General features: G+C 55.8%; 22 protein-coding genes and 1 pseudogene. 16 read left to right on the top strand and 7 right to left on the bottom strand.

The genetic code is table 11. The annotated features are described in order from the left end of the window. Window positions 1–47: 47 nt before the first annotated feature. The 8 genes and pseudogenes from C0U40_RS09975 (at window position 48) to recO (ending at window position 6,904) form a co-directional block, all read left to right on the top strand. Window positions 48–521 (top strand): Lrp/AsnC family transcriptional regulator, encoded by a 474-nt coding sequence (locus C0U40_RS09975; protein WP_101655631.1) that lies wholly within the window; start codon window positions 48–50, stop codon window positions 519–521. Between the two features lie 156 nt (window positions 522–677). Next, window positions 678–1,712, top strand: a complete 1,035-nt coding sequence (locus C0U40_RS09970; protein WP_219619778.1) for a PstS family phosphate ABC transporter substrate-binding protein — start codon at window positions 678–680, stop codon at window positions 1,710–1,712. Window positions 1,713–1,837: 125 nt separating this feature from the next. Further along, a pseudogene (gene pstC, locus C0U40_RS09965) lies at window positions 1,838–2,737 on the top strand (phosphate ABC transporter permease subunit PstC); the annotation flags it as partial. Further along, entirely contained in the window at window positions 2,730–3,986 is a 1,257-nt protein-coding gene (pstA, locus tag C0U40_RS09960) for a phosphate ABC transporter permease PstA (RefSeq protein ID WP_101655628.1), read from the top strand. The pseudogene pstC and the gene pstA, both read left to right, overlap by 8 nt. A 4-nt stretch (window positions 3,987–3,990) precedes the next feature. After that, a complete protein-coding gene (pstB, locus tag C0U40_RS09955; protein ID WP_101655627.1) occupies window positions 3,991–4,755 on the top strand; it encodes a phosphate ABC transporter ATP-binding protein PstB in 765 nt (254 codons plus the stop codon). Window positions 4,756–4,765: 10 nt separating this feature from the next. Then, entirely contained in the window at window positions 4,766–5,431 is a 666-nt protein-coding gene (gene phoU, locus C0U40_RS09950) for a phosphate signaling complex protein PhoU (RefSeq protein WP_101655626.1), read from the top strand. Next, window positions 5,428–6,123, top strand: a complete 696-nt coding sequence (phoB, locus tag C0U40_RS09945; protein WP_101655625.1) for a phosphate regulon transcriptional regulator PhoB — start codon at window positions 5,428–5,430, stop codon at window positions 6,121–6,123. Before phoU ends, phoB begins: the two co-directional genes overlap by 4 nt. A 31-nt stretch (window positions 6,124–6,154) precedes the next feature. Beyond that, window positions 6,155–6,904 (top strand): DNA repair protein RecO, encoded by a 750-nt coding sequence (gene recO, locus C0U40_RS09940; RefSeq protein WP_101655624.1) that lies wholly within the window; start codon window positions 6,155–6,157, stop codon window positions 6,902–6,904. Between the two features lie 9 nt (window positions 6,905–6,913). On the opposite strand, the gene C0U40_RS09935 is transcribed toward recO, so the two are convergent. The 6 genes from C0U40_RS09935 to C0U40_RS09910 form a co-directional block, all read right to left on the bottom strand. Beyond that, window positions 6,914–7,306 carry an META domain-containing protein gene (locus C0U40_RS09935; protein WP_101655623.1) on the bottom strand — a complete coding sequence of 131 codons (393 nt, stop codon included), beginning with the start codon at window positions 7,304–7,306 and terminating at the stop codon, window positions 6,914–6,916. 100 nt (window positions 7,307–7,406) lie between these two features. Beyond that, complete coding sequence (locus C0U40_RS09930; protein ID WP_101655622.1) at window positions 7,407–9,065, bottom strand: acyl-CoA dehydrogenase family protein; 1,659 nt, start codon at window positions 9,063–9,065, stop codon at window positions 7,407–7,409. 145 nt (window positions 9,066–9,210) lie between these two features. Next, on the bottom strand, window positions 9,211–10,140 hold the full coding sequence (locus tag C0U40_RS09925; protein WP_101655621.1) for a nickel/cobalt transporter: 930 nt from the start codon (window positions 10,138–10,140) through the stop codon (window positions 9,211–9,213). Next, a complete protein-coding gene (locus tag C0U40_RS09920) occupies window positions 10,125–10,778 on the bottom strand; it encodes a DUF1007 family protein (protein ID WP_101655620.1) in 654 nt (217 codons plus the stop codon). Before C0U40_RS09920 ends, C0U40_RS09925 begins: the two co-directional genes overlap by 16 nt. 274 nt (window positions 10,779–11,052) lie before the next feature. Continuing rightward, window positions 11,053–11,352: a DUF1294 domain-containing protein gene (locus tag C0U40_RS09915; RefSeq protein ID WP_101655619.1), complete on the bottom strand. Its 300-nt coding sequence runs from the start codon at window positions 11,350–11,352 to the stop codon at window positions 11,053–11,055. A gap of 67 nt (window positions 11,353–11,419) precedes the next feature. Continuing rightward, window positions 11,420–13,024, bottom strand: a complete 1,605-nt coding sequence (locus C0U40_RS09910; protein ID WP_101655618.1) for a phosphoenolpyruvate carboxykinase — start codon at window positions 13,022–13,024, stop codon at window positions 11,420–11,422. Between the two features lie 345 nt (window positions 13,025–13,369). On the opposite strand from C0U40_RS09910, the gene C0U40_RS09905 reads away from it, so the two are divergent. The 7 genes from C0U40_RS09905 to C0U40_RS09875 all read left to right on the top strand — a co-directional run bounded on the left by C0U40_RS09905 (window position 13,370) and on the right by C0U40_RS09875 (window position 18,672). Next, window positions 13,370–14,074: a response regulator transcription factor gene (locus tag C0U40_RS09905; protein WP_101655617.1), complete on the top strand. Its 705-nt coding sequence runs from the start codon at window positions 13,370–13,372 to the stop codon at window positions 14,072–14,074. Window positions 14,075–14,142: 68 nt separating this feature from the next. Further along, window positions 14,143–15,741, top strand: coding sequence for a sensor histidine kinase (locus C0U40_RS09900; protein WP_286134892.1), 1,599 nt, complete (start codon window positions 14,143–14,145; stop codon window positions 15,739–15,741). A 9-nt stretch (window positions 15,742–15,750) separates the two neighbouring features. Then, on the top strand, window positions 15,751–16,188 hold the full coding sequence (locus C0U40_RS09895) for an HPr kinase/phosphorylase (protein ID WP_101655616.1): 438 nt from the start codon (window positions 15,751–15,753) through the stop codon (window positions 16,186–16,188). A 32-nt stretch (window positions 16,189–16,220) separates the two neighbouring features. Beyond that, complete coding sequence (gene rapZ / locus C0U40_RS09890; protein WP_101655615.1) at window positions 16,221–17,108, top strand: RNase adapter RapZ; 888 nt, start codon at window positions 16,221–16,223, stop codon at window positions 17,106–17,108. A 24-nt stretch (window positions 17,109–17,132) separates the two neighbouring features. Next, window positions 17,133–17,528 carry a PTS sugar transporter subunit IIA gene (locus C0U40_RS09885; protein ID WP_101655614.1) on the top strand — a complete coding sequence of 132 codons (396 nt, stop codon included), beginning with the start codon at window positions 17,133–17,135 and terminating at the stop codon, window positions 17,526–17,528. Window positions 17,529–17,542: 14 nt separating this feature from the next. After that, window positions 17,543–17,809, top strand: coding sequence for an HPr family phosphocarrier protein (locus C0U40_RS09880; RefSeq protein WP_101655613.1), 267 nt, complete (start codon window positions 17,543–17,545; stop codon window positions 17,807–17,809). After that, complete coding sequence (locus C0U40_RS09875) at window positions 17,809–18,672, top strand: lysophospholipid acyltransferase family protein (RefSeq protein ID WP_101655612.1); 864 nt, start codon at window positions 17,809–17,811, stop codon at window positions 18,670–18,672. The genes C0U40_RS09880 and C0U40_RS09875 overlap by 1 nt, the downstream gene beginning before the upstream one ends. Before the next feature lie 36 nt (window positions 18,673–18,708). Here the strand turns inward: C0U40_RS09875 and soxR are convergent, their stop codons facing one another. Next, the gene (gene soxR, locus C0U40_RS09870) at window positions 18,709–19,173 is read right to left on the bottom strand and encodes a redox-sensitive transcriptional activator SoxR (protein ID WP_101655611.1); all 465 of its coding nucleotides are present in this window, start codon (window positions 19,171–19,173) and stop codon (window positions 18,709–18,711) included. 81 nt (window positions 19,174–19,254) lie between these two features. Here soxR and C0U40_RS09865 point away from each other — a divergent pair, with 81 nt between their 5' ends. Beyond that, window positions 19,255–19,638, top strand: a complete 384-nt coding sequence (locus C0U40_RS09865; RefSeq protein ID WP_101655610.1) for a VOC family protein — start codon at window positions 19,255–19,257, stop codon at window positions 19,636–19,638. Window positions 19,639–19,650: the final 12 nt, after the last annotated feature.

Below are 19,650 nucleotides of genomic sequence, written 5' to 3'. Positions count from 1 at the left end.
GAAATGATCCAAATAGAGGGATAAAATCAGGTCAAAAGGGTTTCAGGATGACATCTGATGGGCAATTAGACGGATTTGATCGAAAGATCCTTGCGGCATTGCACAGGGACGGGCGCATGGCGATCACCGAACTGGCAGCTTTGGTGGGGTTGTCCAAGACGCCCTGCCAGTTGCGGGTCAAGCGGTTGCGCGAAACCGGATACATCCGCGGGTTCCGGGCTGTACTGGATCTGGACAAGCTGGGGCTGGATCACATCGCCTTTGTCGAGGTTACGCTGTCGGATACGCGGGAGGCGGCTTTGCAATCCTTCAACGCGGCAGTCGGAGCCGTTACAGAGATTGAAGAGTGCCATATGATTGCGGGCGCCTTTGATTACCTTTTGAAAGTGCGCACCAGTGACATCAAAAGCTATCGGGCGATTCTTGGTGAGGTCATTTCCAACCTGCCCCATGTTGCAAATAGTTCGACCCATGTGTCGATGGAGTCGGTCAAGGATGCGGGACAAAACCCTGCTTTCTAAAGGGATAGACCGTTTCGGACCAAAAAGTGCGTCATGAAACTGTTACATAAGCGCGGAACAACTGTCACATAACTGAAATATGAGCGTCATATCGGCTGCGTATCACCGCCTCATCCGAGACGAATCGGACCGTATGAAAAAATGGGAATGGACCTCATGTTTACAAAAACGCTTTGCGTATCCGCGATTGCACTGGCTACCGCTGCTGCTGCGCCTGCTTTCGCCCGTGATCAAATCAAAATTGTCGGATCTTCTACAGTATTTCCGTTCTCGACAACTGTTGCAGAACGCTTTGGTAAATCCACCGAATTCAAAACCCCTGTTGTAGAGTCCACAGGCTCCGGCGGCGGTCTGAAACTGTTTTGTGCGGGTGTTGGCGAAGACACACCGGACATCACAAACGCTTCCCGCCGGATTAAAGAATCCGAAGTCAAAACCTGTGCTGAAAATGGTGTAACAGACATCGTCGAAGCCAAAATCGGTTACGACGGCATCGTACTGGCCAACTCCAAAGACTCTGACCAGCTGTCGATCTCTCTGGGCGATCTGTTCATGGCGCTGGCCAAGGACGTTCCTGGTGAAGCCGGTGAAACCAAGCCAAACCCATACACAATGTGGAACGAAATCAACCCCGAGCTGCCAGCTGTCAAGATCGAGGTTCTGGGCCCGCCACCAACATCCGGTACACGGGACGCTTTCGTAGAGCTGGCCATGGAAGGCGGTTGTAAGACTGTTGATTGGGTAAATGACCTGAAAAAAACAGACTCCGACGCCTATAAAACTCTGTGCCACACCATCCGCGAAGACGGTGTTTATGTGGAAGCCGGCGAGAACGACAACCTGATTGTTCAAAAGCTGCAAGCCAACCCTGATGCCTTTGGTATCTTCGGCTACTCCTTCCTCGAGCAGAACTCCGACGCGGTTCAGGGCGCCATGATCGACGGTGTTGCACCTGAATTCGAACTGATTGCCGAAGGTGACTACCCTGTATCCCGTTCCTTGTACTTCTACGTGAAAAAAGCTCACGTTGGTGAAGTTCCAGGCATTGAGCAGTTCCTGGCCGAGTTCACTTCCGAAGATGCATGGGGTGAAGAAGGCTACCTTGCAGACAAGGGTCTGATCCCGATGACCGACGCAGAGCGTGAAGAAGGCGCGAAAGCGATCAACGGTCTGATGAACCTGTCGATGTAATCGACACGACTAAACGGGGCGCCCAGTAACGGGCGCCCCATCCCCAAGACCAAAGGATATGGCACATGGCCAATTCTGATAGCGCGACCATCGATCTGGTTCATTCCCAACGTAAAAAAGGGTTTGAACTTTTTGTTATGGGGGTGTTGATCCTGTGCTCACTGGTGGCGGTTGCCGTCACAGTGGGCATTGTTTTGTCTCTCCTGTTCGAGGCTTTCCGCTTTTTTGAACGTATTCCCCTGACAGATTTCTTGTTTGGGACCCAGTGGAGCCCGCAAACTGCGTTGCGTGCCGATCAGGTGGCCGCCGAAGGCGCCTTCGGGGCAGTTCCGCTGATTACCGGGACACTTCTGATTTCGTTCATTGCCATGTGTGTTGCGACACCGCTCGGATTGCTTTCGGCGATTTATCTGTCGGAATACGCCAGCAAGCGCAGCCGCAATCTTATCAAACCCGCTCTGGAGATCCTCGCAGGTATCCCGACCGTGGTTTACGGTTTCTTCGCGGCCCTGACTGTTGCTCCGCTGTTGCGTGCCGGCGGTGAGAGCGTCGGGCTTAACGTTTCATCCGAGAGCGCACTGGCCGCAGGTTTGGTCATGGGAATTATGATCATTCCGCTGATTTCCTCTTTGTCCGATGATGTGATTAACGCAGTGCCACAGGCCATGCGTGATGCGTCGCTCGGGATGGGGGCAACCCATTCCGAAACCATTCGCAAGGTTGTGCTGCCTTCGGCCATTCCGGGAATAGCCGGTTCGCTTTTGCTGGCAGCAAGCCGCGCGATCGGCGAAACCATGATTGTTGTGATGGCAGCGGGGCTAGCAGCAAATCTGACGGCCAATCCACTGGAAGCTGTCACCACGATTACCGCACAGATCGTTGCACTTTTGACCGGCGATCAGGAATTTGACAGTGCCAAAACCCTGTCAGCTTTCGCTCTTGGTCTTGTGCTGTTTGTTACAACGCTGGTGCTGAACGTTGTCGCACTGCGCATTGTCAGAAAATATCAGGAACAATATGACTGATTTCATCACACCCTCATCCCAGCTGAAATCCCGAAAATCGGCTGAAAAGCGGTTCCAGTGGTACGGTCGCGGCGCGATCTTTGCTTCTCTGGCTTTTCTTGTCGTGATGGTCGGCTCGATCCTTTACAAAGGCTCCGGTGCGTTCACGACCACGGATGTCGCCATTGTTGTGGATCTTGGCCCCGAAGCCGTCGATCCTGCCAATCCTCAGGACGCCCGCTTCGAGAAGATCGTGAAAGACGCGCTGAAGGCCCGCTTTCCCGAAGCCACCAAACGGGCTGACCGGCGCAAGCTTTATGGTCTTGTGTCAAATGATGCGGGGTTTGAGCTGGAGCGGTTTGTCCTTGCGAACCCCGACAAGCTTGGCGGGGAAGTACGGGTCTGGTTCCGTGCATCTGATGATTTCGATATCCTGCTGAAAGGTACTGTGGATCGGACTGTCGATGAATCCGAACGCCGGCTGAGCGATCAGGAAATCGGCTGGATTGATACGCTGCTTGCGGACGGCGATGTGAAACGGGGATTCAACTGGTCGTTCTTTACGAATGGTGACAGCCGCGAACCCGAACTTGCCGGTATTCTGAGCGCGCTTGTCGGTTCGGCTCTTACCCTTCTGGTTTGCTTCTGTTTCTCTTTCCCGGTGGGTATCCTTGCAGCAATCTATCTGGAAGAATTTGCCCCCAAGAACCGTTTCTCCGACATCATCGAGGTGAATATCAACAACCTTGCAGCGGTGCCTTCGATTGTGTTCGGGTTGCTTGGCCTGTCCATGCTGCTGAACACATTCGGAATGCCGCGCTCTTCTCCGCTGGTTGGCGGTCTGGTGCTGTCCCTTATGACATTGCCTACGATCATTATTGCGGCGCGGGCCAGCCTGCGGGCAGTACCACCTTCTATCCGTGAAGCGGCACTTGGCATGGGTGCAAGCCCTGTTCAGGCGACATTCCATCACGTAGCACCACTGGCACTGCCCGGTATCATGACCGGTACAATCGTTGGAATGGCGCAGGCTTTGGGTGAAACCGCGCCGCTGCTGATGATCGGCATGGTGGCCTTTATCGTAGATGTGCCCCAGTCCATTCTGGAACCGGCAACTGCGCTTCCAGTGCAGATTTTCCTCTGGGCAGACGCGCCCGAACGGGCCTTCCTTGAAAAAACATCCGCAGCAATCATTGTCTTGCTGCTCTTCTTGATAACGATGAACCTGCTTGCAATCGTCTTGCGCCGCCGGTTCGAAAAAAGGTTCTAAGAATATGTCCAAGACAGCCATCATTTCGGCAAAAGACGTTGATGTCTTTTACGGTGAGAAGCAGGCGCTCAACAAAATCAATCTGGATATACCGGAGAATAAAGTCACTTCGCTGATCGGCCCTTCGGGCTGTGGTAAATCCACCTTCCTGCGCAGCATCAACCGGATGAACGATCTGGTGGACATCTGCCGTGTTGAGGGCAGCATCACCATCAAGGGGCAGGACATTTATGCCCCTGAAGTGGACGTGGTTGCCCTGCGTGCCAAAGTAGGGATGGTGTTCCAGAAACCGAACCCCTTCCCGAAATCCATCTATGAAAATGTGGCCTACGGTCCGAAAATTCACGGTTTGGCAAAATCCAAAACGGATATGGATGAAATCGTGGAATGGTCGCTGATCAAAGCAGGCTTGTGGAAAGAGGTGAAGGACCGGCTGGACCAGCCCGGCACCGGCCTGTCCGGCGGGCAGCAACAGCGTCTGTGTATCGCGCGTACGATCGCGGTTAAGCCCCAAGTCGTCCTTATGGACGAACCCTGTTCGGCGCTCGATCCGATTGCCACGGCGATCATCGAAGAACTGATCGACGAGTTGCGCAACAACTTTACAATCGTCATCGTGACCCACTCGATGCAGCAGGCCGCACGGGTGTCCCAGCGCACAGCCTTCTTCCATCTTGGAGAATTGGTGGAAAGCGGAGCGACGAAATCGATTTTCACCTCTCCCGAAGACGAACGCACACAAAATTATATTATGGGCCGGATCGGCTAGGAGTTAATCAATGGAAAATACGCATATCGTTACACGGTTTGATACAGACCTGAAAAAGATTGAATCCATGCTCGTCGAAATGTCGAAGAAAGTCGGTGAGCAAGTCATAAACGCCGGTCGCGCGCTTATGGACGAAGATGAGGCACTGGCCAAAAAGGTGGTCAAGTCCGATGCCGAGATCAACGCGCTTGAGAACAAGATCGACGAGAAAGCGATCCGCCTGATCGCCCTGCGTCAGCCTATGGCGGATGACTTGCGCAGCGCCATTACCACGCTGAAAATCTCCTCCTCACTTGAGCGGATGGGTGATTACGCCAAAACTCTGTCCTACCGCGTTCGCGCTGTGGATGACTTCTCGGCAATGAGCTCCGTTCTGCGTACGCTGTCCGAAACCTCTGATAAGGTGGCGGCCATGCTGGCGCTGGTGATGGAGGCTTACGTAGAGCGGGACGAGGCCAAAGCCGAAGCCGCCAGTGCAATGGACGACGAGATTAACGACCGTACCGATGCGCTGTTCCGCGAACTGCTGACCTATATGATGGAAAACCCGCGCAACATCGAACCTTGTACCCACTTGCTGTTCATCTCGAAGAACATGGAACGTTCGGGCGATCAGGTTAAAAACATCGCCGAGCAGGTACACTATCTGGTCACTGGGGAACTGTACGAACAATGAGTGGCGGACCAAAGATACTGGTTGTGGAGGATGAAGCCTCCCAGCTTGAAATGCTTGTCTACAACCTGAGCGTTGAGGGTTACGAGGTTTTCAAGGCCGAAACCGGCGAAGAAGGTCTGTTGATTCTTGAAGAACAGACTATTGATCTGATCGTTCTGGACTGGATGCTGCCGGGAACCTCGGGGCTGGAAGTCTGCCGGCAGGTGAAGCGTAACAAGGACACCAAGAATATACCGGTGATCATGCTGACTGCACGGGGGGAAGAAGACGACAAGATCCGCGGGCTGGATACCGGCGCGGACGACTATGTAGTCAAACCCTATTCCGTGCGCGAGTTGATGGCGCGGGTGCGGGCCGGTTTGCGGCAGGCCACCGGCCAGCTTGGAACCGATTTGCTGGTCTATCAGGGTCTGAATATGGATCTTGTACAGCATAAGGTGACGTTGGCAGACTCGGTGATACCCTTGGGGCCGCTGGAATTCAAACTGCTGCGGGTCTTTATGGAAGCGCCCGGACGGGTCTGGTCGCGGGATCAACTGCTGGATCGTGTCTGGGGCGACAACCTGAACGTGGATACCCGCACGGTGGATGTCCACATTGGTCGGTTACGCAAGCAACTGGCCAAGGTCAGCGAGCTGGACTTTGTGCGCACGGTGCGCGGCTTTGGCTATTCCCTTGATACCACCGCTTGAGCACGGCACGGTTTACCCCTAGCTTGCGCGGATGGAATGGCGCGATGAAGGGGTAATCCTGTCCGCAAGACGGCACGGGGAAACTTCGGTAATACTTGAGGTTCTGACCAAGACCCACGGGCGGCACGCCGGTGTGGTGCGCGGAGGCGCGTCCCGCAAGCTTGCCCCTGTCTTGCAGCCGGGCAATCAGGTGGAAGTCGAATGGCGCGCGCGCCTTGAAGAACACCTTGGCGGCTTTCATGTGGAACTGCTGCATTCCCGCAGTGTCATTATGGGTGACCGCGCCGCACTGGCAGCGCTCGGGTCCATTTGTGCACTCTGCGGGTTCGCCCTGCCGGACCGGATGGACCTTCCTGAAATCTACGGGCGGACCCTTGATCTGGTGGATGCTCTGGAGGCAGGGCAGGGCTGGCAGGCGGAGTATGCGATCTGGGAGTTGATGCTGCTGGAGGAACTGGGCTACGGGCTGGACCTGTCGTCTTGTGCGGCGACGGGTACGACGCAGGAACTGGTTTATGTCTCCCCGAAAAGCGGGCGGGCGGTGTGCCGCTCCAGCGGGCTCGCTTATGCCGACCGGATGCTGCCTTTGCCGGTATTCCTGCAACTGGAAGGGGCAGAGCCGGCGCCGCAGGATATTCTCGATGCGTTAAAGACCACCGGCTATTTTCTTGAACGCTGGCTTGCACCTGCCCTTGGAAACCGTCCGCTTCCCGAAGCGCGGGGCAGGCTGGTCCAGTTGCTGGCCCGCAAGGCCAAAAAGGCAGCAGCAGGAGAAGGTTGAGCGGGCGGTTTATTGCAGGCGGTATTCCAGCAGGCCGCCGGAGTCATTGGTTAACAACAATGTGTCGCCCTTGCGCTCGATCATGGTCATGTCACTGAAGGCTTTGAAATAACGTCCCTCAAGCTCCATTTCCGGACAGGCCCGCCGCGTGGCCCCGATGGCCCCTGTTTCAAACCACGGCAGGGGTGCGGTCTGTTCGCCAAAATAGCTGTTGCAGGGGGCTTGCCCCGCCAGTCGGCCCTTTTCGGGGAAGGTCAGGGTGATCGGCGTTTCCACGGCTTCTCCGTTCAGGCGCACCAGTTGCCATTGAACGTCAGGGCCGCTGACACCGGAGATGGTTTCATCCTTCTGGCAGGTAGAGAGGGACAGCGCGAAAGCGAGGGAAGCAAACAGAATTTTCATAGGCGCAAAGTGTCAAAAAACGCATCGACCGGCAACGGGCGCATCTATACGCCAGCGGAAAGTCGCAGAGGGCAAATGCCTCTCTGCGACGGGAACGGGATCAGTTGCGGCCCACTTCAAGCAGGCGTCGGGCAATGACGGTGGCTTGGATTTCTGCGGCCCCTTCAAAGATGTTGAGGATACGGGCATCACAGAGCACGCGGCTGATCGGGTACTCCAGCGCAAAACCGTTGCCGCCGTGGATTTGCAGCCCGTTGTCCGCTGCCGCCCAAGCCACGCGCGCGCCGAGCAGTTTTGCCATGCCTGCCTCAAGGTCGCAGCGGCGGTCGTGGTCTTTTTCCCAAGCGGAATGATAGGTCAGCTGCCGTGCGATCATGATTTCTACCGCCATCATGGCGATTTTGGACTGGATGCGCGGGAAATCCAGCAGTTGTTTGCCAAACTGCTTGCGTTCCTGTGCGTATTGCAGCGCGATTTCCATCGCGTTCTGGGCAACACCAATGGCGCGGGCCGCTGTTTGAATGCGGGCGGATTCGAAGGTTTGCATAAGCTGTTTAAAGCCCTGACCTTCCACCCCGCCAAGCAGGTTCTCGCCCTTCACCTTGAAGTTGTCGAAGGCCAGTTCGTATTCCTTCATGCCACGATAACCCAAGACCTCGATCTCGCCGCCGGTCATGCCTTCGGTGGGGAAGGGGGCGTCATCCGTGCCCGGTGTCTTTTCCGCAAGGAACATGGACAGGCCGGAGTAATTGGTGGTGTCAGGATCGGTGCGCGCCAGCAGGGTCATCACATTGGTGCGGGCCGCATGGGTGATCCATGTCTTGTTGCCGGTGATGGACCAGTCGTCCCCGTCCTTGACCGCTCGGGTGCGCAGAGAGCCGAGGTCAGAGCCGGTGTTAGGCTCGGTAAACACCGCTGTTGGCAGTGTCTCGCCGGAAGCAAGCTGGGGCAGCCACTTCTGTTTTTGTTCTTCGGTGCCGCCGCCGATAATCAGCTCTGCAGCAATTTCCGAACGGGTGCCAAGCGAACCGACACCGATATAGCCCCGCGACAATTCCTCGGACACAACCACCATAGAGGCTTTGGACAGGCCGAAACCGCCGTATTCTTCCGGAATGGTCAGGCCGAAGACGCCCATTTCCGCCAGTTCCTCGATAATCTCCATCGGGATCAATTCGTCCTTCAGGTGCCATTCATGGGCGTGGGGCAGAACTTTTTCGTCGGCAAAGCGGCGGAACTGGTCGCGGATCATTTCCAGTTCTTCGTCAAGGCCGGTGGCGCCAACGGTCGCGGTGCCGTCCCGTTCCAGCATCAGGGCAACCAGACGGGCGCGGGCCGCTTGCGTGTTGCCTCCCTGTGTCAGGGTCTGAACGCTTTCAACGGCAAGGGCCATCTGGTCCTGTTGGGACAGCCCGAGATCCTGAAGCCGGACCACTTCGCCCTGTGACATCGGAATACCGCCCCAGATCTGCCAGAGATATTCGCCAAAGCTGATTTGCAACAGCAGTTGTTCCAACTCGCTGAATTTGCCGTCCTGTTCCAGCCGTGTGGCCCATTTGTGCATCTGCCGCAGGGATTCAAGATAGGTTGCAAACCACGCGAGCCCGTGGGTGGCAAACTGGTGCTCCTCAAGCGCTTTGCCGTTCAAACGCCCGTCAATGTTGACTTTGTCAGATAGTTTCTGACGCGCACGCTCTACCACGTTTTCAACAGCGGGTATGGCAGCAGCGCAAGTGTTCAGCAGATTTGGCAACAACATATGGGATTCGTCCTTATAAAGGCTTCAGGTGTTGTGAACTGAAGTAAAAGGACTGCCTGGGCGGGTCAATGCTGCGGCGCAATAAAAATGCTGTAATGCGGCAAAATGTGTAAGATTGTTGCGGGGGAGTGGCGGGAGTGCCCAATTACAAGGCTGCACGCAAGAGCTGACCGGCGACGATCACAACGATGGATCCGGCGGCCAGTTCGAGAACCGGAACAGCGATACGTAACAACGGAGCGGAGGTCAGGCCTTGCAGCGTGCTCTCGCGCAGGCCAACAGCAGCCAGCGCAACAGCGACAGTGACACTTGCGGTGCCGAGAGCCATAGCAAAAGTGCCCATGATGCCGGCAGTTACAATCCCCATGCGCCAGGTGAGGATGAGAAGGAAGATAGCACCGGTACAGGGGCGCATGGCAATTGCGCCGACCAGCACAAGAAGATCCCGCAAGGAAGTTACATTTGCAGCTTCTTCGGGGGTGGGGCCGTGGCGGTGCCCGCAATCGGCGCAGACTTCACCGTGACCGCTATGGTCATGATCGTCATGGGAATGATGATGGCTGTGGACGTGGTCCTCTACGCCGCGCCCGCGCCAGAGCTTTCGAACGCCTCGAAGAATTAGCCATGCCCCGACCAGCAGGATCGCACCATAGCTTGCCGGAGCAAAATAATCCTCGGCCGCGCCGACAAGCTGTTTGCTGCCCCAACCCAAAAGAAGAACGCCGGAATAGACCAGCACCACCGCTGTAAGGGCTTGGGCCAGACTGGATACAAGCGCAATCCCTGCAAGGCGCATCATTGCGACCCGCGCGCCAAGACCATAGCCGCCGATCAGGATTTTACCGTGTCCCGGTCCCACTGCATGGAAAAAACCATAGGCAAAGCACACCCCCATCAGGCCGAGCGTTGCCCCCGGATTGCCAGCGCGCAGGGCCCGCAAAGAGCCTGCCATTGCGTTCTGGAAATCCCGCTGCATGGAGGCGGCCCAGACAGCGATGGCGTCAAACCCGCCGCTGATCCACAGAAGAAGCAAAGCTACAGCCGCCGCAACGGCGATGATCAGGAGGAGACGCATTCAAGGTACACCGTATCTGCAAAAAGTTCTCCAACTTCGGGAAAGCTCTCGTCTCCCTCATATTGCGCAGAGTTCTCTCCGTAGAGCAGGCTTTCCACCGCATCATAAGCTTTGGGCAGGTCTGCGGCCTTGATGGCAAGGGAACAGTCGGGATTGTCGATAACTTCCACCCCGTGATCAAGCGTATAGGCGCTGTAGAAGGTCGGGTCATAGACCTTGACGATGGTTTCGCCGGCGGACGGTTCGATACGGTCCAGCAGGGGGCGGATGTGCCAAGTTAACAGGCGTCCGTTCTGAAGAGCGGCGCCGGCTTCCATCGGCGCGCCGAGTGCGACCTTGGCGTCGTTATGGGTAACATAGAGATCGCCTTCGAAGCCCTCCACCCAGTTTGTATCAAAACCGGCCAGCTTTTCCTGCTCTTCCACGGTGATGGTTCCGTCCCCATCCTGATCGAGCTCCAGCTCTTCCAGTTGCAGAAGGGAGTAAAATTCATCGTAGGACCAGAACACCCGTAAAGCGGCCAGTCTGCCGTTGTCGTCAAACAGAAAATTGATCCCCGCATCCACGTAAATATGGGGATGGGTCACAGCCGGAAGGGGCGTGAGAGACAGAACTGCAGTAAGGGCAAAACGTTTCATGGCGGAATTTTAGGCGGGGTGCGCGACGCGGGCAAGCAGAGAGTTCAGGCCATAAGCGCAACACCGCTTGCGAAAACAAAGGGCCATGCCGGGGCGGGGGCGTTGGCCGGTCCCCGCGGGGGGCGATCACCCTGCAAATATGAAGCGTCTCAAATGAAGCTTCATACAAGAAGCTTCATAATTAAGGGTTCGTTAAGATATGCCCTGCGCAGGCAATGATTAAGCTTGGTGCGATGGGTTAACGCTGAAAGGGCGGGGCCCGATCATACTCCCCTTACGACAGTAACATCTCCCGCGTGGCAGGGATCACCAACAGCAAGATCAAAAGGATTTGTGCGATCAGGATCAGGTTCAGAACCAGTGAAAACGGCTGCTTGCGCGTTTTATGACGCAAGGCGTACTGTCCCCATTTCGCGCCGATTGACCCACCAAGGATCGCTACGGCCAACAATGTGTTCTCCGGCACCCGCCAACCACGCCTTTCCGCCTGACGTTTGTCATGGCGGAACAGCCCGTAGGCAAGCAGGTTGATAACGCCAATATAGACACCAAGCAGGAGGAAGAATTTTATCATGACATCCGGAATGTAAAAATGGCCGGAGCAGGAACTCCGGCCATATTGGTTAATTAGCAGAAAGAGATTAACCGGCTTTTACTTTTTCGGCCAGAACGTCATCGCTTACATAAGCTTCGTACTGGGCAAAGTTGTCGCTGAACATTTGAACCAGCTTGGCAGCGTTCCGGTCATAGCTTTCCGGATTGTCCCAGGTGCGGCGCGGATCAAGCAACACATCGGCCACGCCTTCACAGGAGGTTGGTACGTCAAATCCGAAGTTTTCGTCTTTGCGGAATTCCGCATTCTTCAGAGTACCATCCAGTGCAGCAGTCAGCAGGGTGCGTGTTGCATGGATCGGCATCCGCGATCCTGTACCATAGGCGCCGCCGGTCCAACCGGTGTTCACCAGCCAGCAGGTCGCGCCGGAATCTGCGATCCGGTCGCGCAGCAATGCGCCGTAGGCCTCGGGGCGACGGGGCATGAACGGCGCGCCAAAACATGTGGAGAATGTTGGTTGAGGCTCTGTCACACCCCGTTCGGTGCCCGCTACCTTGGAGGTAAAGCCAGACAGGAAGTGGTACATCGCCTGCGCCGGTGTCAGCCGCGCAATGGGGGGCAGAACGCCAAAGGCATCACAGGTCAGCATGATGATATTGCGCGGTGTGCCACCAAGGCCGGTATCCGAAGCGTTGGAAATATAATGGAGCGGATAGGCACAACGCATGTTTGCGGTCAGGCTGTCGTCGTCAAAATCCAGTTCCTTGGTAAACGGATCGTAAACCATGTTCTCGATCACGGTGCCGAACTTCTGCGTGGTCGCGTAGATCTCAGGCTCGGCTTCTTGTGACAGGTTGATCGTTTTTGCGTAACAGCCGCCCTCGAAGTTGAAGGTGCCATTATCGGACCAGCCATGTTCGTCGTCGCCGATCAAGATCCGGTTCGGGTCGGCAGACAGCGTGGTTTTGCCGGTTCCGGACAGGCCGAAGAAAACCGCCACGTCATCCGTGTCGTCCTTGGCATGGTTGGCAGAACAGTGCATCGGCATGACGCCTTGATCAGGCAACAGGTAGTTCAGCAGGGAGAACACGGATTTCTTGTTTTCGCCGGCATATTCTGTGCCACCGATCAGAATCAGTTTCTTCTCGATAGAGATCGCAATGACCGTATCGGTGCGGCAGCCGTGCTTGGCAGGGTCGGCCTTGAAGGTCGGGCAGTTGATCACGGTATATTCCGGAACAAAGCTGTCGAGTTCTTCGGGTTCCGGGCGACGCAGCATGGTGCGGATGAACAACGAGTGCCAGGCCAGTTCGGTGACCATGCGGACATTTACCCGGTAATCCGGGTCAGCCCCGCCGAACAAATCCTGCACATAGTATTCCTTGCCCGCCATATGGGCGAGCATGTCGGCGTACAATTGGTCAAAGGCATCTGAAGCCATTGGCGGGTTGTTCTCCCACCAGATCGTGTCTTTGACCGATGGCTCGTCGACGACGAACTTGTCTTTGGGGGAGCGGCCGGTGAATTTGCCCGTCGAGACGAGCATTGTGCCACCCTGTCCCAGTTCGCCTTCGCCTTTTTTGATCGCAATCTCGATCAGTGCAGATTCCCGCAGGTTATAATGTGCAGTTGCGACGCCGTTAATACCGGTTTTTTCCAGCGTCTGGGTCGGATTTACGCGACCTGCTTCCATATTAATGCTCCTCAAAGCGGGCGCGGGTTGCGCGGCCAGCACTTGAATTTAACGATTATGGTCGTTGGGGACCCATGGTTCTGTGCCGTTTCAGCACCGCGGTTTGTATAGCACCATCGTCTTTGAATGGAAGGCTCGGGGGGCGCGCAATAGCGCGCAGTTAACGTTAACTTTGCAAAAAAGTTTTTCAACGAACGTTAGGAAAGTGTGACTCAAAGGACAAAAAAGGGAAAAATTGTGGCGAAAAAAGGACCACTTAGCCCAGAAACCGTTTGCGTCGTTAACCAAGCATAACCTAAATGAGGTTAATAATAAGAATAATGCTGGCAAGTATCGAGGGCAAAAATGGCACGAATTGCGTTGGTTGATGACGACCGGAACATCCTCACTTCAGTCTCTATGACACTGGAGGCAGAAGGTTATGATGTATCTACTTATAATGACGGGCTACAGGCGCTGAATGCGTTCACGGACGAGCTTCCGGATATGGCAGTGCTCGACATAAAAATGCCCAGAATGGACGGTATGGATCTGCTGAGCCGCTTGCGGCAGAGAACAGATATGCCAGTGATTTTCCTGACTTCCAAAGACGACGAGATTGATGAAGTGCTTGGTCTGCGCATGGGCGCGGACGATTACGTGCGCAAACCTTTCTCGCAACGGCTTCTGGTGGAACGGATTCGCGCGATTCTGCGCCGTCAGGAAGCCAAGCTTTCAGACGCCGGAAAAGCCGATGATGCACCGAATGAAAACCTGATCGAACGGGGCGATCTGACGATGGACCCGCTTCGCCATGCAGTTACCTGGAAAGGTAAACCGGTCAGTCTGACTGTTACAGAATTCCTTTTGCTGCAAGCACTTGCCAGCCGTCCGGGTTTTGTCAAAAGCCGCGACCAGTTGATGGATGTTGCTTATGATGATCAGGTTTACGTCGACGACCGTACCATCGACAGCCACATCAAGCGCCTGCGCAAGAAAATGCGCAGCGTGGATGACGATTTCTCGGCCATCGAGACGCTCTACGGTATCGGGTACCGGTACACCGAGTAATGGCATTGCTGGCGGACGAACATATAACGGAAAAACCGCGCGGGGGCCGGGGATTTTCGTTGGGACGCATGGCAAAAGCTATTGGATTGCGCGGCGGCTCCGGTCTGCTGCGATCTTTCGGGTTGGAACAACTGACGCGCATTCGCACGTCGGCGCTGGCGCGGCGCATTATCACGTTCAACCTGATTGCCTTGTGCATCCTTCTTGTGGGGATGTTGTATCTGAACCAGTTCAAAGGCGGCTCTGTTGTTGAAAAACAGACCAGCATGCTCATCGAATCAGAGCTGTACTCCAGCGTGATCGAAGCGCGGCTGCTGGACGAACGGACGCCCAACAGTGCCCTGATCAGCGGTCTTCCCGTCTCAGAAGGGTTGATTGCGCGGGTTTATCTCGGGGATGCCGCGCTGGCGGCACAGGTTGATGGGGCCAGCAGCCCTTTCAAAACGGGAAGTGGTATTCTTGCATGGTTCGGCCGCGCGATGGATGTGCTTCCCGGACTGCGAAACATCGGTGGCGGGACAACCCGTATGTCCGAACAGTTCTTTGCGGATGAACTGTCTCGTGCCGCACTTTCGGGTCAGGAACTGATCCGCCGTGCTTCCACGCAGGACCACGAAACCGTGTTGGGTGTAGGGCGTCCGATTCTGGTAGATGGCAACGTGGCGGCAGCGATGGTTCTGACCTCGCAGCCGGGGTATCTGGACGGACTGATCCATGCAGAGCAACAGGCCGTACTGCGGCTGTTCATGCTGGCGGTGGTCGTATCTGTGGTTCTGTCTGTCGTGCTGGCCAATACAATTGCGAACCCGATTCACGATCTGGCGCGGGCTGCGGAAGCAGGCACAACCCGCGAAGGACGTCAGGGCGATGCAGCGCGGGTGCGAATCCCCGACCTGTCGGGCCGCCCTGATGAAATCGGGCGACTCAGCCGGGCCATGCGGGACATGACGTCAGCGCTATACGACCGGATCGACACAAACGAAGAATTCGCAGCCGATGTGGCCCATGAGATCAAAAACCCACTGGCTTCTTTGCGGTCGGCGGTTGAAACCTTGCGGATCGCGCCGGAAGGGGACGGTCGCCAGCGGTTGCTTGATGTGATCGAACACGATGTGCGCCGGTTGGATCGTCTGGTAAGTGATATTTCCAATGCCTCGCGCCTTGATGCGGAACTGGTCAAGGAAGAGGAAGAACCTTTCGATCTGACGCTGATGCTCAGCCGGATTTCCGATTTCCACAGCCATGAAGCCAATGACAAAGGCGTCGAGTTGATCTGGGATGCACCTGCTAAACCGATCATCTTCGATGGTATGGAGGCGCGTCTTGCACAAGTCTTTGTAAACCTGATTTCCAATGCCGTGTCTTTTTGCGGTGAAGGGGATGCGGTGCGGGTTTGGGCACGGGAAAAGGACAATCGTGTGTTGGTCGTGGTAGAAGATACCGGCCCGGGCATTCCCGAAGAAGCTTTGACCAAAGTGTTTACACGCTTCTATTCGGAACGGCCCGAAAGCGATTACGGCAATAACTCCGGTCTGGGCCTGTCGATCTCCAAACAGATCGTTGAAGCCCATAAAGGTGTGATCTGGGCGGAAAACATCCATCCGCAGGATGCACGGCAAGGCGATGCTCCGCTCGGTGCCCGTTTCGTGGTCGGCCTGCCGGTCTGACCGGCGGCAATGACTGATAGAATTGGGAAAAGCCCTGTCCACGGCACTGCTGTTGCAGTCAACGGACAGGGCTTTTTGATTCTGGGACCTTCCGGATCGGGGAAGTCCGGTCTGGCGCTGCAAATGATTGCCCTCGGCGCCAGCTTGGTGGCGGACGATCAGGTTATTCTTGAAAGCAGGGACGCGCAGATCTGGATGTCTTCGCCAGCACCGCTTCATGGGCTAATAGAGGCCCGCGGCTTTGGCCTGTTGAAACAACCCGCACTCTCTCAGGCGCGTCTCAGCCGCGTTGTCGATCTCTCTGCCGAACCCGAGACGCGAATGCCACACCCTTCGAGTGTTCACGTAATGGGGAGCAGAATTGACTTGATAAAGGGACGTAATCTTCCAAATCTGGCATCTATTCTGCTACTCTTGGGACGTGATGGACCAACCGGCACGCCATAGGCGTATGACGGTCCACCGCGCAATGGGCCGTTATGATTGAAAGACCGATCAAGGATGTGAATACCACGGTTGTTCTTGTCACCGGGCCGTCCGGCGCAGGGCGCAGCACCGCGATCAACGCTTTCGAAGATCTCGGCTATGAAACCATTCACAATATTCCTCTCGCGCTGTTGCACCGCTTGATTACAGGTCCGTCTGTCGGCCGTCCGATGGCGCTGGGGATTGACGTGCGCACGCGGGATTTTTCGGTCAGTGGCGTGTTCGAGATTCAAGAAGCTTTTGCACAGAGCAGTGAATACGAGCCTTCGCTGCTGTTTCTGGACTGTCAGGCCGACCGTCTGTTGCAACGCTATTCGGAAACACGACGGCGCCACCCGATGGCTCTGGCTGAAACTCCGGCACGCGGAATCGAGCTTGAAGCGGAACTGCTGGCCCCGTTGCGGGATCGTGCGGATATCCTGATCGACACCACCACTTTGACGCCCCATGATCTGAAAGCGGACATCGGAGAATTGTTCGGGTCGGAGAACTCTACAGGTCTGGCGGTTTCCGTGCAGTCTTTTTCGTACAAAAGGGGGGTGCCGCGCGGCGTCGACATGGTGATGGACTGTCGCTTCCTGCGGAATCCGTATTGGGACGAATCCCTGCGCAACAAATCCGGCAAGGATGCCGAGGTGCTGGCTTATGTTCAGGAAGATTCCCGTTACGAGCCGTTCTTTTCAAAGCTGAAAGATTTGACCTCGTTGCTATTGCCTGCCTATCGTGATGAAGGGAAAGCGCATTTCAGCATCGGGCTGGGGTGTACGGGAGGGCAACACCGTTCGGTCGCCCTGACAGAAGAATTGGCCAAAGCCCTTGCGGCCGACGGTTGGCAGGTGTCTAAGCGGCATCGGGAAATGGAACGGCGCAAAAACGCCTGAAAGTTTGTGAAGGAGTGATCCGGGTTGATCGGGATCGTGATAGTTGCACATGGCGGGCTGGCCAAGGAATATCTGGCCGCGGCCGAACATGTGTTAGGTAAGCTTGAGAATATCGAAGCCATTCCGACCGCCGCAGAGGTGGATCGGGATGCCAAGCAGAACGAAATCTGCATGGCAGCGGACCGCGTGGATGAAGGGGACGGCGTGGTTGTTGTTGTCGACATGTTCGGTTCCTCGCCCAGCAATCTTGCTATGAAAGCCTGTTCAGGCTCCGGTCGCCGGATCATGTATGGCGCCAACCTGCCAATGCTCGTGAAACTCGCCAAATCCCGCCGGCTTCCTTTGGATGTTGCGGTAGAACAGGCTATCACAGCCGGTAAAAAGTACATTAACGCCAGCAATGGCCTTCAAATTCCCTAAAGAAAAGGTGCCCCGTGCGGTTGGACCTCGACATTATTAACGAAAAGGGCCTGCATGCGCGGGCTTCCGCGAAATTTGTAGAAACGGTAGAGGCCTTTGATGCACAGGCCGTTGTGGCCAAAGATGGCATGGAAGTCGGCGGCGACAGCATTATGGGTTTGATGATGCTCGCGGCTTCCAAAGGTAGCCAGATTACTGTAGAGACCAGCGGGAACCAATCGCAAGAGCTGGCGGAAGCCCTGCGGGAACTCGTAGGTAACTTCTTTGGCGAAGGAAAGTGATGACTGAAAAGCAAAGTGTGATCCTGGAGGCTACAGGCGGGACCGAACCGTATAAGGCCTCGGAGCTTACTTATGCAGGGTCTTTTGATTCGCCGTTCAAGCGGATCCTGATCCAGATTATCGAGAACCTGACCGGTCGCCTTAAGCTGTTGTGGCTGGTGCGCCAGTGGGAGCGGGACGAAAACCGTGATCCGGATTTCTGGAAATCCGTGCTCGACCGGCTGGACATCAAACTGACAACTCCGAAAGAGCAGCTTGATTATATCCCGAAAGAGGGGCCTCTGGTTGTCGTCTCAAACCATCCGCACGGGCTGGTGGACGGCATCGTAATGGCCCATCTGCTGAGCCATGCACGGGATGACTACAAAATCCTTGCGCGGGCCTTCCTGCGCCATGTGCCACGGATTGACAAATATCTGTTGCCAGTGGCCTTTCCCCACGAACCGGATGCCATCCAGACCAATATCCGCATGCGCAAGGAAGCGATCAGCCATTTGAAAGAGGGCGGTTGTATCGCGCTGTTTCCAGCCGGAACCGTCGCGACCAGCGAAACCTGGTTCGGCCCTGTTGTTGATCCCGAATGGATGCCTTTCACGGCGAAAATGATCCGTCAGTCCGGTGCGCAAGTCCTGCCGGTTTTCTTTCCGGGGGCCAACAGCCGCGCCTACCAGATTGCCAACAAACTGTCGGTGACATTGCGCCAGTCTCTTTTGCTGCACGAGATCAAACACGCCATGCACAAGGATCAGGCTGTGGTCGTTGGAGAGTTGATCTCGCCCGAAGACCTGAAGTCTTTTGAAAAAGACGGACCGGGCCTGATGAAGTTTCTCAAACAGAAAACCTATGATCTGAAACCGGCCTGAGGGTTCGAGTATTTTCGGAACATTGAAGCCGGTGGTTCAGATGTCTTCCGAGCGGTCGCCCAAGAGGTAGCGGGGGCCTGTGCCCCGTGTGGCGGCCTTGTCAGCGGGATTATAGAGCGCGCAGGATTTCAGGGACAGGCAGCCGCAGCCGATGCAACCGTCCAGCTTGTCCCGCATCGCTTGCAGCGCGGTAATTTTCGCGTCGAGATGGCTTTTGAAGTGGGTGCTGATCTTTGCCCAGTCCCGTTTAGTAGGGGTGCGTCCCTGTGGTAGCCGGTCCAGTTGCTGCTTGATTTGAGCGATGGAGAAGCCGAACTGCTGCGCAATCAGAATAAATGAGACACGGCGGATATCGGCCCGCAGGAAACGTCTCTGGCCGCCGGAGTTCCGTTCCGGAAACAGCAAATTTTGGGATTCGTAGTAGCGCAATGCGGAAACGGCCACGCCGGTCCTTTGGGATAAGTATCCGATTGATATGGTTTTTTCGACTATAGAAGGCATCAGAATAAAGTCCTTGACCTAAAGTTAGGTTGAGCTTGTAGCCTAGTCCCATCACAAGATTTCATCAAGAAGGAGACTGTTATGGCCGAGATACGACTGGAACATGCAAACATAACCGTAAGCGATCCGGCACGGACCGCGAAGATGCTGGATGATATATTCGGCTGGAAGATCCGTTGGGAGGGCGAGGCGATTGATGCGGGGCGGTCGATCCATGTCGGGGGGAAGGACAGCTATCTGGCGCTGTATCACAGTGGCACTTCGCAAAATGCCGCCGGTGACAGTTATACGACGGTCGGCGGGTTAAACCATCTGGCAGTGGTTGTGGATGACTTGCATGCGGTGGATCAGAAGGTCCGCGCCGCCGGGTTCACCCCGGGCGAACACTATGATTACGAACCCGGAGAACGGTTCTATTTCCACGACCACGACGGGATCGAATTTGAAGTGGTCAGTTACCGCTGACCACTTCGCAGT

This window comes from Neptunicoccus cionae (assembly GCF_002860325.1).
Classification (GTDB): domain Bacteria; phylum Pseudomonadota; class Alphaproteobacteria; order Rhodobacterales; family Rhodobacteraceae; genus Amylibacter; species Amylibacter lutimaris.
This window is presented reverse-complemented; position numbering and strand designations above follow the sequence as displayed.

Bases quoted from the DNA above. Each gene is read 5' to 3' on its own strand.
- C0U40_RS09975 (WP_101655631.1), top strand. From the start codon at position 48: ATGACATCTGATGGGCAATTAGACGGATTTGATCGAAAGATCCTTGCG.
- C0U40_RS09970 (WP_219619778.1), top strand. From the start codon at position 678: ATGTTTACAAAAACGCTTTGCGTATCCGCGATTGCACTGGCTACCGCT.
- pstA (WP_101655628.1), top strand. From the start codon at position 2,730: ATGACTGATTTCATCACACCCTCATCCCAGCTGAAATCCCGAAAATCG.
- pstB (WP_101655627.1), top strand. From the start codon at position 3,991: ATGTCCAAGACAGCCATCATTTCGGCAAAAGACGTTGATGTCTTTTAC.
- phoU (WP_101655626.1), top strand. From the start codon at position 4,766: ATGGAAAATACGCATATCGTTACACGGTTTGATACAGACCTGAAAAAG.
- phoB (WP_101655625.1), top strand. From the start codon at position 5,428: ATGAGTGGCGGACCAAAGATACTGGTTGTGGAGGATGAAGCCTCCCAG.
- recO (WP_101655624.1), top strand. From the start codon at position 6,155: ATGGAATGGCGCGATGAAGGGGTAATCCTGTCCGCAAGACGGCACGGG.
- C0U40_RS09935 (WP_101655623.1), bottom strand. From the start codon at position 7,306: ATGAAAATTCTGTTTGCTTCCCTCGCTTTCGCGCTGTCCCTCTCTACC.
- C0U40_RS09930 (WP_101655622.1), bottom strand. From the start codon at position 9,065: ATGTTGTTGCCAAATCTGCTGAACACTTGCGCTGCTGCCATACCCGCT.
- C0U40_RS09925 (WP_101655621.1), bottom strand. From the start codon at position 10,140: ATGCGTCTCCTCCTGATCATCGCCGTTGCGGCGGCTGTAGCTTTGCTT.
- C0U40_RS09920 (WP_101655620.1), bottom strand. From the start codon at position 10,778: ATGAAACGTTTTGCCCTTACTGCAGTTCTGTCTCTCACGCCCCTTCCG.
- C0U40_RS09915 (WP_101655619.1), bottom strand. From the start codon at position 11,352: ATGATAAAATTCTTCCTCCTGCTTGGTGTCTATATTGGCGTTATCAAC.
- C0U40_RS09910 (WP_101655618.1), bottom strand. From the start codon at position 13,024: ATGGAAGCAGGTCGCGTAAATCCGACCCAGACGCTGGAAAAAACCGGT.
- C0U40_RS09905 (WP_101655617.1), top strand. From the start codon at position 13,370: ATGGCACGAATTGCGTTGGTTGATGACGACCGGAACATCCTCACTTCA.
- C0U40_RS09900 (WP_286134892.1), top strand. From the start codon at position 14,143: ATGGCAAAAGCTATTGGATTGCGCGGCGGCTCCGGTCTGCTGCGATCT.
- C0U40_RS09895 (WP_101655616.1), top strand. From the start codon at position 15,751: ATGACTGATAGAATTGGGAAAAGCCCTGTCCACGGCACTGCTGTTGCA.
- rapZ (WP_101655615.1), top strand. From the start codon at position 16,221: ATGATTGAAAGACCGATCAAGGATGTGAATACCACGGTTGTTCTTGTC.
- C0U40_RS09875 (WP_101655612.1), top strand. From the start codon at position 17,809: ATGACTGAAAAGCAAAGTGTGATCCTGGAGGCTACAGGCGGGACCGAA.
- soxR (WP_101655611.1), bottom strand. From the start codon at position 19,173: ATGCCTTCTATAGTCGAAAAAACCATATCAATCGGATACTTATCCCAA.
- C0U40_RS09865 (WP_101655610.1), top strand. From the start codon at position 19,255: ATGGCCGAGATACGACTGGAACATGCAAACATAACCGTAAGCGATCCG.